This is a genomic window from Leptobacterium flavescens, assembly GCF_010671605.1.
GTDB lineage: Bacteria > Bacteroidota > Bacteroidia > Flavobacteriales > Flavobacteriaceae > Leptobacterium > Leptobacterium flavescens.
On record NZ_JAABOO010000001.1, the window covers coordinates 600,518 to 614,085 of the forward strand.

Sequence of the window (13,568 nt, forward strand, 5' to 3'; positions counted from 1 at the left end):
GCTTTGAATAATTACTCATCAAAAAATGAAAAGCACTATAATTAAAATTACTGCAGCACTTTTTTTAAGTGCTGTTGTTTTTTCCTGTCAAAAGGAAAAAAAAGAAACGGAAAACGAATTATCAGTCGACTTTGAAAAGTTCACTCTGGACAACGGGCTGGATGTGATCTTTCATACCGATCATTCAGATCCGGTAGTCTCTGTAGCGCTTACTTTTCACGTAGGTTCTGCCAGGGAAAAAGAAGGAAGGACCGGGTTTGCTCACTTATTTGAGCACCTCCTCTTCCTGGAATCTGAAAATCTTGGGAAAGGCGGACTTGACAAACTGAGCAGCCGTGTAGGTGGTTCCGGAGCAAACGGATCGACCAGCAGGGACCGGACAAATTACTATCAAACCGTACCTAATGATGCCCTGGAGAAAATGCTTTGGGCAGAAGCCGATAAACTGGGCTTCTTTATCAATACGGTAACCGACGAAGTACTTGCCAAGGAAAAGCAGGTAGTAAAAAACGAAAAGAGACAAAGTGTAGATAACAATCCTTACGGGCATACGAATTATGTGATCGGTAAGAGTCTTTACCCTACAGAACACCCTTATAACTGGCAGGTGATAGGATCTTTGGAAGATCTGCAAAATGCTACTCTGGAAGACGTTAAGGAATTCTACAGAAAATGGTATGTTCCTAATAACGCTACCCTGGTTGTGGCCGGCGATTTCGATACGACACAAGCCAAGGAATGGGTAGAGAAATATTTTGGAGAGATCAAAAGAGGGAAAGAGATCACCAGGCTCTCAAAGAATATTCCCGTGCTTAACGAAACGAAAAAGCTCTATTACGAAGATAATTTTGCACGTCTTCCCCAATTAAGGCTTACCTGGCCTACGGTGGAAAACTACAACGATGATTCTTATGCACTGGACGTATTGGCCGAATATCTTTCAGAAGGTAAAAAAGCACCTTTCTACAAAGTTTTGGTAGAAGAAAAAGAGCTTGCTCCGAATGTATTTATGTTCAACAGTACATCAGAACTCAGCGGAGAGTTTAGCCTTATTACCAGAGCATATCCGGGCAAAAACCTCAATGACGTACAAGCTGCAGTTAATGAAGCTTTTTTAAAGTTTGAGAATGAAGGTATTTCTGAGCAGGACCTGAACAGGATCAAAATAGGTATTGAAACCCAGTTCTATAACGGGCTGTCCAGTGTTTTAGGTAAGGCCTTCCAACTGGCACAGTACAATATTTTTGCGGATGATCCAGGTTTTATCAATAAGGATATCAAAAATATCCTTGCGGTTACCACGGATGACGTAAAGCGTGTATATGAGAAATACATCAAGGGAAAGAATCATATCGTAACGAGTTTTGTTCCGAGAGGTCAAAGCGAGTTGATCGTCGAAGGATCTGAAATGGCCGAGGTTGTAGAGGAAAAGATCGTTCAGGGAGCCGAAGATGAATTCGTATTACCTGAAAGTACCGAATATGAAAAAACACCTTCAAACTTTGATCGTTCTCAGGAGCCTCCTTACGGAAAATCTCCGGAAACTAAAGTTCCTGTTGTATGGAATGAGACCTTGAATAACGGAATAGATGTTTTCGGGATCGTAAATGACGAATTACCACTGGTTCAGTTTAACCTGAAAATAAAAGGTGGTTTACTGCTGGATAATCCGGAAAAAGTAGGTGTTGCCAATCTGCTTGCAGACATGATGACCAAGGGAACCAAGAATAAGACCACTGAGGAACTGGAAGAAGCCATCAATGAATTAGGGGCTACGATCAATGTAAATGCCAGATCTCAGTCTATCGAGATCTTCGGAAATACGCTGGCCAGAAACTATGACAAGACCATGGCACTGGTAAAAGAAATTTTACTGGAACCAAGATGGGATGAAAAAGAGCTTGAATTACTCAAACAACAGACCATTAGCGGGATCATTCAGAGCCAGGCGAGTCCGAATGCAATTGCTAATAATAAATTCAGTGAGCTGGTCTATGGAAAAGACCATATTTTGAGTCACAATATCTCAGGAACGGAAAGTTCGGTTCAGAGTATTACTATGGACGATCTGAAGGCTTATTACGATAACAACCTGTCTCCTTCTATGGCTAACTTTTATATAGTGGGAGATATTGCTCAGGGAAATGTGATCACTTCGCTTAAGGATATTGAAACATCCTGGGAAAGTAAGGAGGTAAACATCCCGGAATATTCGCTTCCGGAAGCAGTGAGTTCATCCAAAATTTACTTCTACGATGTTCCTAACGCCAAACAATCGGTGTTAAGGATCGGGCATTTATCAATGCCGATAACAGACGAAGAGTATTATCCTGCAACCGTTATGAATTACATTCTCGGGGGTGGTGGTTTTGCTTCCCGTCTGACACAGGAATTAAGGGAAGGAAAAGGTTATACCTATGGAATTCGTTCCGGATTTAACGGAACTGACATCTCCGGAACTTTCGGTATCTTTTCGGGTGTAAGATCCAATATTACTTATGAAGCTATTGCGTTGATCAAGGACATCATGGAAAAATACCCTGATACATTTACGGATAAGGACCTTGAAACAACCAAAGGCTTCCTCTTAAAGAGTAATGCCAGGGCATTTGAAACACTGGGTGCCAAACTCAATGCCCTTCAAAATATAGGCGATTACAACTGGGATAGTGATTACGTAAAACAACGGGAAGCGATTGTAAATGCCATGACCATCGACGAGATAAAGCGCCTGGCTTCAGCATATGTAAATCCTGATAAAATGATCTATCTGGTTGTCGGAGATGCGGCAACTCAACTTGACAGGTTAAAAGCCCTTGGCTATGGCGACCCTATTCGATTGAATTAATATCTTTTTATATATGATCTAAACCCCGGCCTGTAAAGGCGGGGTTTATTTTTTTAACATAATTCACTTCTGTTTTCCTGTTACCGAACAACTAATTTTTAGTATTTTTAATACTTCATCAAAAACCAACTAAAACTCCCGGTTAGTACCCGTACTGACCCTTTTAACGATTCAACTAAATGAAAAAGAAGTTATATGCACTCGCTTTTTTGATCCCCTTATTAAGCTTTTCACAGGATTTCGACTTTCAATTAAAAACGGAGGTAAGAGAAGCCATTGAAGATCTGAGGGATTTCAATAAAATACCTAATAATTCCCTTGAGCACAGCGATATTATGAGGAATATTACATGGCTCACACAGAAATTCAACGAACGCGGATTCAATTCGGCGGTACTCGAAACGGAAGGTGAACCTCTGTTCTTTGCGGTAAGGCCTATTGTTCAGGGCCTCCCTACGGTTCTGTTTTATATGCATTTTGACGGTCAGCCGGTAGATCCTTCAAAATGGGACCAACCTAACCCTTACGAAGTTGTTCTGAAGAGAAAAGAGGGTGATAACTGGCAACAGGTAGATTGGGCCGAACTGGACAAGGAAAGTGATATGAATTACGATATGAGATTGTTCGGAAGATCGGTTTCGGATGATAAGGGTCCTATTGTAATGATGCTGAATGCCATCGACCTGCTTAAAAAGAATAACAAGGAGATCCCTTTTAACGTCAAGGTGATTCTTGACAGTGAGGAAGAGCGAAGCAGCAAGCCGCTTCCGAATGCGGTTAAAAAATACAGGGAACTGCTACAAGCCGATTTTCTGATCATTAATGACGGGCCGTTGCACCCTTCCGAAAAACCTACGCTTGTGTTCGGTTGCCGGGGAATCACCACAGTAAATCTTACTACCTATGGTCCGGTAAAACCTCAACACAGTGGTCATTACGGAAACTATGCACCTAATCCCGGTTTTCAGTTGTCTCAGTTACTGGCTTCTATGAAGGATAAAGACGGAAAAGTGATCGTTAAAGGTTATTATGACGGAATATCTCTGGATGAAAAAACAAAAGAAGTATTGAATAGCGTACCCGATGATGAAAAAGCGATTCGTGAGCGTTTGGCTTTTAAATCACCTGAAAAAGTAGGTCAGAACTACCAGGAAGCCCTGCAATACCCTTCCTTAAATGTCCGCGGACTTTCATCCGGATGGACAGGGGCACAGGCACGGACCATTGTACCGGATAAGGCCACTGCTGCTATCGATATCAGATTAGTACCGGAAAGCGATGGGAACAAACTAAAAGATCTTATCAAAAAACACATTCAGGCCGAAGGTTATTATGTAACCGATAAAGCTCCGACCCAGGAAGAGAGGATGTCTCACGATAAGATCGTTACTTTTGAAAGTGGTACGGTAACTCCTGCTTTCAGGACCAGTCTGGATGATAATTATGCCAAATGGGTGGAAGATGTTCTAAAAAATACTTTTAATGAAGATGTTGTAAAGATCAGGATCATGGGAGGTACGGTTCCGACAGCTGCTTTTATTAACGAGCTTAATATCCCTGCGGTTATCGTTCCTATGGTAAATCCCGATAACAATCAGCACAGTCCTAATGAAAACCTGAGGATATGGCAGATATCATACGGAATTGAGGCTTTTTATAATATTCTCAGTACAGCAGTTAAGTAATTGAAGTTTAATACGACCTATCGTCAGTACCAAAAATTAAACTCATGAAAAAGAAATTATTCACAGTACTTTTTGTCTTTGTTTTTACAATGGCACAGGCCCAGATAAACAAGGCCAGCCTGAGTCCGCAGATCAAAGTAGAACAAAATGTCGGCCTGGCAAAAATATCTCTCGAATACGGACGTCCGGGTGCCAAGGACCGCAAGATCTTCGGTTCGCTGATCCCCTACGGGAAAGTATGGAGAACAGGTGCCAATTCGTCTACAAAAATGCACATCAGCAATGATCTGTCATTAAATGGTCATAAAATACCGGCAGGGTCCTATGGCCTCTACTCTATTCCCGGAGAAAAAGAGTGGACCATTATTATCCATAAGAATACCAATCTTTGGGGAGCCGGAGGCTATAATCCTTCTGACGACCTTATCCGGTTTAAAGTTCCTGTCATCAAACTAAAAGACAAACAGGAAACTTTGAATATAGGTTTTGAGAATTTTAATGCCAACGGAGCAGACCTTACCATTGCGTGGGAAAACTCTAAAGTAGCCATTCCTGTTTTCGTCGATTCGGATGCATTGGTATACAAGGAGATCGAGGATAAACTGATCAATGCCACAGGTGAGATAAAAGCTGCAACTTATTTTGATGCGGCCATGTTCTATTATGAAAAAGGAAAGGACCTGGATCTGGCAGCCCAGTGGTTTGATAAAGCCATCGAATTAAGACCGAATGCCTTCTGGTATATCTACTACAGGGCCGAGCTTGCACATCAGCTAAAAGATAAGACTACGGCAGAAGCACAGGTAAAAAGATCTTTAGAATTGGCTAAAGCCAGTAGTTCGGGAGATTACGGTTATATTGCCAAATGCGAATTACTCCTGGAAAAGATCCAGAAAAAAAGCTAAGTCTTTTTTAAAAATACGATTTATATTGCAGGACCCTGAAATCAAAAGTTGTGAATTCAGGGTTTTGTTGTTTTAACTGCCTGTATAAAGGAATACTTCCGATAGCCCGGTTTGCAGCTCCGGAAGGAGAAGTAAGAGATACCGTTTGTATTACGCGCTTGGTAAGCTTTGTGTTTGAAGGATCCTCTAATACAAATTGATGCACTCTGGGGATATCATCCGATACCACTTCCAGTTTTATATTGTAGGGTTTGATATGCCTTCTGAAGAAATACTCCGGGCCGTTTTTACTGTTACCTCCGGTAAATAACAAGGTATCTATTTTGGGGTGTTTACGCAGATAACCGATCAGGTCTCTTAAAACAATATTCTGCATCCCCAGGTCTGAAGCATCTATTTTTTCACGTTCGCAGCTCTCCACAATATCACACACCCCTATCCCGCTTTTGTGTAAAAAGTCTTTTCGCTGCTGAATGGCTTCTTCCGAATTATCAAACCTCAGCTTCAGGTCATGTATCTTATCTATAAATAACCAAAGAGAATTGTAATAACTTCCATAACAGAAATCCACATCGTGCTCTATAAGCTCTCCGGTGGAAAAACGCGGAGGTGGCAGGGTTCCCACAATCAGCTTGGTAGCTGTTTCCGGGATATAAGGTGGATATGGATGCCTGTGAAAAAACATTGCCTAACTGAGTGCCTGGTATTGTTCCCTGGCTCGTTGAATAAAAAGCCTGTTCTTCCTTCTGTTCTCAGGTTTCATATACTCTCCTTCCGAAATGATCTCTTTGTAGATCTCCAAAGCGTCCTTAAGCTTCCCTCTTTGCTTAAGAAGATCTGCAAAAGTAATACGCTCCTCATAATTGGAATAGCGCAGATCTGTTTGCCTGAGTTGCTCTTCTGCTTCTTCCCATCTATCTGCCTCATTAAGGGCAAGACCGTAATAAAACTGAGATCTGGATTTTTTGAATTCGGACGCATTTTTTATCCGCCCGGCATATTCCAGGGTCTTTTCCACGTCTCCCTTCCTGAAATAAGCTTCCACTAGTTTTGAGATCGTGTAATAATCGTTTTTGAACATTCCGTCCAGGCTCTTTTCATAAAGCCCGATAGCTTCGTCATATCGTTCGGTTAACAGATAGGCATCGGCCAGGGCTACCCTATTCTCAAAAGTGTCGGTAAACTTCATTCTTCTTTCCAGGTCCCTGATCCTCTTTCCAGGATCTACCAGATGGGTAAGCTCCTGCTGAGCTTTATCCACATCACTTTTGGAAAAGACCTGTGTAAACAAATAGATAAGGCATCCGATAAGCGGAAGAAAAATAATCAGGAAATACCAATAATATTCCTTTCGGTTTTTATAGGCATGATAAATACAAAATCCCTGAAATGCAAGAATAAGATAGTAGTACATAACAGAAACCAAATATAATGGCTTATCTCACAAAAACCAATTCATTTTCTTTGGTAGTGTATTCGTCACTAAAACGATACCCTTCATAGTCGAAGCCTTTCAGGTCTTCTATGGTTTCTGCTTTCTTATCCAGGATATAGCGAACCATCATTCCTCTTGCTTTTTTAGCAAAGAAACTTATGGTTTTTAGTTTTCCATCCTTAAAATCCTTGAAAACCGGGGTAATCACAGGTACTTTTAATCCTTTTGCATCTACAGCGCCGAAATACTCATTACTGGCCAGGTTGACAAAAAGCTCGTCCTTTTCCAGTTCTTCATTCAAAGCTTTGGTAAGCTTCTTTTTCCAGAATTCATAGAGGTTCTTATTTCTTCCAACCGTCATTTTAGTTCCCATTTCCAGTCTGTACGGCTGCATAAGGTCTAATGGCTTCAGGATTCCGTAAAGCCCCGATAAAATACGTAAGCGTCCCTGAAGTTCATCCAGTTTTTCTTCGGGAATCGTATAAGCATCCAGGCCATTATACACATCGCCGTTAAAGGCATATACCGCCGGTCTTGCATTATCCCTGGTAAAGGGTAATTGCCATTCCTGGTTTCTCTGCCAGTTAAGCTCTCCCAGTTTCTCCGAAATACTCATCAATTTGGAGATACTCTTAGGCGATTTCTTTTTCAATACTTTATTCAGACGTTCTGATTCTGCCGTAAAAGTCGGTTCTGAGAAACGTTTTGTGGGTAATGTACTCTCAAAATCCAGGGACTTGGCAGGCGATATAACAATTTTCACTTTTTTAAATTTTATTAGTAGCTAAGTTATTATAATTCTTTTATTTCTCCATTCTTAAATTCAAAATTAAAATCCCCTTTTACCCTGAAATCGGTCAGGTAAACATCATCATCTGCAGGGAACCATTTTTTCTTTTTCACATCTACCAGGATAAAAAGTCCTTCTTCATCTCCGGCAGCACAAAATCTATCAAAGTTTCCGTCAAAGACCGGAAGTTCTCTTAAGCTGTTCAAACGATCGTAAACATCTTTAATATTGGACGTTGCTATCCCTATTTCACTTACACATAACAGCTTGTCTGCGGCAAAAGGAGAAGCAGATCGTATATCCAGGTTTTTCCTGGCAATAAACTCGACTATATTCCTGTCTGCATCGTAAAAATACAGGGCTTTAGCGTTCCAGTTCCTGAAATCCACTATTGGTTGATCCTGATAAGGGATGACCTCAACTCTTTTCTGAAGCCATTCCAGAGCTTCCGTATCCTGGTAGGAAGGAATATTTAAAGCGTAGTGAATGGGTTTTGCATCCTTTCTGTACTCAAAACTGATAATGCTTCTTCCGGCTTTAAAAGACACACTCTCTTTACTGTCCCTGATAATTTCCATCTCCAGGACATCCCGGTAAAATAATTTCTGTTTTTCTACAGATTGACTGTACAATATCAATTCATCTACCTTCATAGATCGGTTTCTCTACAGGTAAAATTAGGGCTAAATAGCTCAATTACCTATAAATAGAAACACTTAAAAATTATCTGAGAATAGAAATTTCTTATTACATGGATTGATGTGTAGCGTAGGCACGCCATTTCTCTATGCAGGTAGTCATATCCTCCGGGAGTTCCGAGTTAAATCTCATAAATTCCCCGCTGACAGGATGTTCAAACCCCAGGGTTTTAGCGTGTAGTGCCTGTCTTGGCAGGATCTTAAAGCAATTTTCAACGAATTGCTTGTATTTGGAAAAACTCGTTCCTTTCAGGATCTTATCTCCTCCGTAGCGTTCATCGTTAAAGAGGGTATGCCCGATATGCTTCATATGAACCCTGATCTGGTGGGTCCTCCCTGTTTCCAGCTTACATGAAACCAGGCTAACATAGCCCAGGCTTTCAATGACTTTATAATGAGTGATGGCTTCCTTACCCTGTTCTTCTTCTTCAAAAACAGACATTTGAAGTCGGTTCTTCGGATGCCTTCCGATATTTCCTTCTATGGTTCCTTCTTCTTCCTTGAGGTTTCCCCAGACCATGGCAACATATTCTCTTTCGCTGGTCTTATCGAAGAACTGCCTGGCAAGATGGGTCATGGCCTCTTCTGTTTTGGCCACTACAAGGAGTCCGCTGGTATCTTTGTCGATTCTGTGTACTAAACCAGGACGGTTATTACTGTTCTTGGGAAGATTTTCAAAGTGATAAACAAGCGCATTGATCAGAGTACCGCTATAATTGCCGTGCCCCGGATGCACTACCATTCCCGCAGGTTTATTAACTACCAGGAGTACATCGTCTTCATAAACAATATCCAGGGAAATATCTTCGGGCGTAAGCAGGTACTCATAAGGCGGATGCTCAAAAAGCACCTTTACCTCATCATTGGCCCTTACTTTATGATTGGATTTTACCGGCTGGTCATTTACCCAGATATTACCATTTTTGGCGGCCTGCTGTATCTTATTCCTGGTGGCATTCTCAATAAAATTCATCAGGAACTTATCAACCCTTAAAGGTTCCTGGCCCTTTCCTGCCTTGAAGTTATAGTGTTCATAGAGATCATCACTCTCCTGCTCTTCTATTTCATTACTCACCGCCATTATCTCCTCCTATTTCATTCCTCCTGTGGTTATCCTGATTTCCGTTTCCACAAACCAGTTCTACCTTGGTAGTTTTGGTGAGTTGTGATCCCGGCAGGATATTCTCTCCTTTGTGCTTTATGTAGTATACCATATCCTTACCCAGTTCGTCAATATATGTTACCTTCTCCACATCAAGGCCTACTGCCAGTAACATGGACTCGGCATTTCTGCGGGTTACCTGTATTACATTGGGAACGGTTACTTTTCTGTATCCTGACGGATTGAGGATAACATAGATCTTTCTGTTCTTTTTAACCTTTCCTCCCGCCGGCGGATTCTGTTCGATAATGGAAAATCTTGGGTATTTAGCATTAAAATCGGTAGAATCCTGCATCACCAATTGTAAATTGGCTTCATTGATAAGCTTGGTAGCCTCATTCATGGTCTTTTTAGAAAGATCTGGCACTGTAATATAATCTCCATGGTTCGTGGATGATTTCAACCATTGCAATAAAAGAAATATCAATGCTACGCCTGCAATAAATGCGAAACCCAGTTGTTTTAAAAATGTCTTACTAAAAATAAACTTGAATAAGTCCATAAATTCCTGTTTAAAGAGCAAAGATATAAAAACGGAATACTTTTTTCTTTGCATCAAATAAATGATATTTTTGTTTAACGGATTTTTAATTGTTTTTGTATATCTCAAAACATATAACCCATAAATAATCTAACGTAAATGAAGCAAAACATAGCCATCATAATGGGAGGATATTCAAGCGAATACGAGATTTCCCTGCAAAGCGGCAATGTAGTTTACAAACATTTAAACAAGGAAAAGTTTAATTGCTACCGCATTCATATTTTTAAAGATAAATGGGTCTATGTTGATGATGACAAGAACGAATTCCCGGTAAATAAGCACGATTTTTCGATTCAACCCGGAAATCAGAAAATAAAATTCGACTGTGTATTCAATGCCATTCACGGTACTCCGGGTGAAGACGGTTATATTCAGGCCTATTTTGAATTACTCGAAATACCTCAGACAAGTTGTGGCTTCTATCAGGCAGCTTTAACCTTTAACAAGCGGGATTTTTTATCGGTGGTCAAACCCTATGGTATTAAATCTGCCACTTCGTATTATCTGGATAAAGGAGACGTTATAGATGAGGATGCCATTATTAAAAAGGTAGGCCTTCCCTGTTTTGTTAAGGCCAACCGGGCCGGTAGCAGTTTCGGGATCTCCAAAGTGCATAACAAAGAACAACTCATTCCAGCCATTCATCACTCCTTTACAGAAGATCATGAGGTGATCATAGAGTCATTTCTCGACGGAACGGAAGTGACCGTTGGGGTTATTAAATACAAAGGTGAAACCATAGCGCTCCCTATTACAGAGATCGTTTCCGATAACGACTTCTTTGATTATGAAGCCAAGTATTTAGGGAAATCACAGGAAATAACACCCGCCAGGATCCCGCAGGAATGGACAGAAAAAGTATCCGATATCGCCAAAAGAGTCTATGACCTTCTGAAAATGGAAGGTTTTAGCAGAACCGAATTTATTTTTGTTGACGACGAACCTTATATTCTCGAGATGAATACGGTTCCCGGTCTGACAGACGCAAGCCTCATCCCCCAGCAGGCACAGGAAGCAGGCATTAGCCTGGAAGAGCTTTTTGAAAACGCCATTACGGAAGTTTTAAATAAAAAAAGCTAATTTTAACTGTATTCAATTATCAAGAAATGAAGAGAGCTATTTTTCCGGGGTCCTTTGACCCCCTGACACTGGGGCATTTCGATATCATTAAACGCGGACTCCCACTTTTTGATGAAGTTGTAGTTGCCATCGGTGTTAACGCTACCAAAAAATATATGTTTTCCCTGGAGGAACGCAAACACTTTATTGAAGAAGCTTTTAAAGATGAGGACAAAGTAAAAGTGGTTACCTATGAAGGATTAACGGTCGATTTCTGCAAAGAGATCAATGCAGGTTTTATTCTGAGGGGACTCAGGAATCCTGCCGATTTCGAATTCGAAAAGGCGATTGCCCATACCAACCGCAAACTTTCCAGGATAGAAACGGTCTTTTTACTCACTTCTGCAGATACTTCTTATATAAGTTCCAGTATTGTCAGGGATGTTATCAGAAATGGCGGTGATTACTCCGTTCTGGTGCCTCAAAGTGTAAGCGTAAAATAAACAGCTCTTATGAACAGAAAGATAGGCGCCCTAAGTCTCGTAGTAGACGATTACGATAAGGCTATTGCATATTATACGGAAAAGCTGGGTTTTAAACTGATGGAAGATATTCCCCTGGATGAAAAGAAACGGTGGGTACTCATCTCCCCTTCCGGAGATACCGGTACTACCGATCTGTTACTGGCCAGGGCAGCGGATGAAGAACAAAAAAAAGCCATAGGCAACCAAAGCGGAGGAAGGGTATTTCTTTTCCTTCATACTGATAACTTCCGGAGAGATTACGAAAACATGAAAGCCAAAGGAGTATCATTTCTGGAGGAACCCAGGCACGAAAGTTATGGTACTGTGGTTGTTTTTGAAGATCTTTATGGTAATAAATGGGATCTGATAGAGCATTCATTTTCGAAAAAAACATAAGTTTTTTCAGGCAAACATACGTGTAAATACGTATTGTTATCGCCTTAATTATTCGAGATGTTTGTTATTTATTAACTTTACATACTAAAGTTCCAAATATTTCTTATGAAAAACACGTGGTATAAAACAGAAGCTGCCAAATATGCTCTTTATGGTGCCATTTTCGGACTTGTCTTCCCAATCATAGCGATAACCATCGATTTGTTGAGAATGAATCTGAGCTTCAGTACTGAGAGTATTGCCTTCGTTCATAAAAATTTCCCCATTCATTTTATCATTGATACTGCACCTTTTTTCCTTGGTCTCTTTGCGTTTCTCGGAGGCTTGGCCATGGATAAGGTAAAGGAGCAAAACGAGCTGATCGTCAGGAATTCCAAGTTTAAAGACGACTTCCTCGCCAATATGAGTCACGAGATCAGAACCCCAATGGCCGGGGTAATCGGAATTATAGATCTGCTTTCCAAGAGCAATAACATCAACAAAACAGAAAAAAACTATATCAATATTATCCAGAAGTCCTCTAACGACCTGATGAAGATCCTTAACGAAATACTGGATCTTTCCAAACTGGAAGCCGGAAAGCTGGACATTAATCCCGCCGAAGTTAATTTCAGAGAACTGATCAATCATGTTCATGGCCTGTTCCTTGCAGTAAGCAAATCAAAGGACCTGAAACTGGTGATGGAAACCGCACCGGATATTCCTGAATATATAATTATGGACGGGCACAGGATCAATCAGATACTGTCTAACCTCATCGGAAATGCGGTTAAGTTCTCGGATCAGGGTGCAATAACCATAAAATCTACCTTGTGGGAAAAATACGGAGATTGCATCAAAATAAAAGTAGAGGTCATCGATGAGGGAATGGGAATTGACGAAGAGGAGCAGAAATCTCTTTTCTCCCAATTCCAGCAATTGGATTGCCCCAGCGCCAAAGCGGTAAAAGGTACCGGTCTCGGGCTCTTTATCTGCAAGAAACTGGTTAATCTGATGGATGGCGAAATGGGAGTGATCAGTAAGGTGGATGAAGGAAGTAATTTCTGGTTTACCTTCCATGCTTCCATAAAGGGAGGTGTTGAGCAATGTATGGAAAACGGGGTTAGCGAACTTCAGGAAGGAGAAAAAATAGACCTGAATGTGTTACTGGCAGAAGACAATCAGATGATCAGCGCCGTAATAAAACATATGTTGTTGCGCTTCGGATGCAATGTACAGACAGCCGATAACGGAAAAATAGCCATAGAGACCTTTAAACAAGGGAAATTCGACCTTATCCTGATGGACATTCATATGCCTGAAATGGATGGGATTGAAACCACTTCCTTTCTCAAGAACAACTTCCCGGAAGTGCCTCCTATCATTGGTTTAAGTGCAAATGCTCTAAAGGGGCAGGCTGAGAAATACATGAGTCAGGGAATGGACGATTATCTCACCAAACCTTTAACCTCCAAAGCACTGGAGAGAAAAATATTAAAATGGTCTAAAGCTAAAAAAGAAAATATAGAAGAATAACTACTTT

At 40.9% G+C, this 13,568-nt stretch carries 13 protein-coding genes; 7 read left to right on the forward strand and 6 right to left on the reverse strand.

Annotation, left to right across the window (positions count from 1 at the left end):
• Positions 1-25: 25 nt before the first annotated feature.
• From GWK08_RS02725 to GWK08_RS02735, 3 genes are all read left to right on the forward strand, one after another.
• The gene (locus tag GWK08_RS02725) at positions 26-2,848 is read left to right on the forward strand and encodes a M16 family metallopeptidase (protein ID WP_163605367.1); all 2,823 of its coding nucleotides are present in this window, start codon (positions 26-28) and stop codon (positions 2,846-2,848) included.
• Positions 2,849-3,027: 179 nt separating this feature from the next.
• Positions 3,028-4,533, forward strand: a complete 1,506-nt coding sequence (locus tag GWK08_RS02730) for a M20/M25/M40 family metallo-hydrolase (protein ID WP_163605368.1) — start codon at positions 3,028-3,030, stop codon at positions 4,531-4,533.
• A gap of 44 nt (positions 4,534-4,577) precedes the next feature.
• On the forward strand, positions 4,578-5,438 hold the full coding sequence (locus GWK08_RS02735; protein WP_163605369.1) for a DUF2911 domain-containing protein: 861 nt from the start codon (positions 4,578-4,580) through the stop codon (positions 5,436-5,438).
• 7 nt (positions 5,439-5,445) lie between these two features.
• Here GWK08_RS02735 and GWK08_RS02740 read toward each other — a convergent pair whose 3' ends face one another.
• The 6 genes from GWK08_RS02740 to GWK08_RS02765 all read right to left on the reverse strand — a co-directional run bounded on the left by GWK08_RS02740 (position 5,446) and on the right by GWK08_RS02765 (position 10,025).
• Positions 5,446-6,123: a uracil-DNA glycosylase family protein gene (locus tag GWK08_RS02740; RefSeq protein ID WP_163605370.1), complete on the reverse strand. Its 678-nt coding sequence runs from the start codon at positions 6,121-6,123 to the stop codon at positions 5,446-5,448.
• Positions 6,124-6,126: 3 nt separating this feature from the next.
• Positions 6,127-6,852, reverse strand: a complete 726-nt coding sequence (locus GWK08_RS02745) for a tetratricopeptide repeat protein (RefSeq protein ID WP_163605371.1) — start codon at positions 6,850-6,852, stop codon at positions 6,127-6,129.
• A gap of 22 nt (positions 6,853-6,874) precedes the next feature.
• Positions 6,875-7,636, reverse strand: coding sequence for a peroxide stress protein YaaA (gene yaaA / locus GWK08_RS02750; RefSeq protein ID WP_163605372.1), 762 nt, complete (start codon positions 7,634-7,636; stop codon positions 6,875-6,877).
• A gap of 29 nt (positions 7,637-7,665) precedes the next feature.
• On the reverse strand, positions 7,666-8,316 hold the full coding sequence (locus tag GWK08_RS02755; RefSeq protein WP_163605373.1) for a VOC family protein: 651 nt from the start codon (positions 8,314-8,316) through the stop codon (positions 7,666-7,668).
• Positions 8,317-8,410: 94 nt separating this feature from the next.
• Complete coding sequence (locus GWK08_RS02760) at positions 8,411-9,442, reverse strand: RluA family pseudouridine synthase (protein ID WP_163605374.1); 1,032 nt, start codon at positions 9,440-9,442, stop codon at positions 8,411-8,413.
• Positions 9,429-10,025, reverse strand: a complete 597-nt coding sequence (locus GWK08_RS02765) for a PASTA domain-containing protein (RefSeq protein WP_163605375.1) — start codon at positions 10,023-10,025, stop codon at positions 9,429-9,431. The genes GWK08_RS02760 and GWK08_RS02765 overlap by 14 nt, the downstream gene beginning before the upstream one ends.
• Positions 10,026-10,163: 138 nt before the next feature.
• Here GWK08_RS02765 and GWK08_RS02770 point away from each other — a divergent pair, with 138 nt between their 5' ends.
• The 4 genes from GWK08_RS02770 (at position 10,164) to GWK08_RS02785 (ending at position 13,561) form a co-directional block, all read left to right on the forward strand.
• On the forward strand, positions 10,164-11,147 hold the full coding sequence (locus tag GWK08_RS02770; protein ID WP_163605376.1) for a D-alanine--D-alanine ligase: 984 nt from the start codon (positions 10,164-10,166) through the stop codon (positions 11,145-11,147).
• Positions 11,148-11,173: 26 nt separating this feature from the next.
• Positions 11,174-11,629: a pantetheine-phosphate adenylyltransferase gene (gene coaD / locus GWK08_RS02775; protein WP_163605377.1), complete on the forward strand. Its 456-nt coding sequence runs from the start codon at positions 11,174-11,176 to the stop codon at positions 11,627-11,629.
• Between the two features lie 9 nt (positions 11,630-11,638).
• On the forward strand, positions 11,639-12,046 hold the full coding sequence (locus GWK08_RS02780) for a VOC family protein (protein WP_163605378.1): 408 nt from the start codon (positions 11,639-11,641) through the stop codon (positions 12,044-12,046).
• Positions 12,047-12,151: 105 nt separating this feature from the next.
• Positions 12,152-13,561: a response regulator gene (locus GWK08_RS02785; RefSeq protein ID WP_163605379.1), complete on the forward strand. Its 1,410-nt coding sequence runs from the start codon at positions 12,152-12,154 to the stop codon at positions 13,559-13,561.
• Positions 13,562-13,568 lie beyond the last annotated feature (7 nt).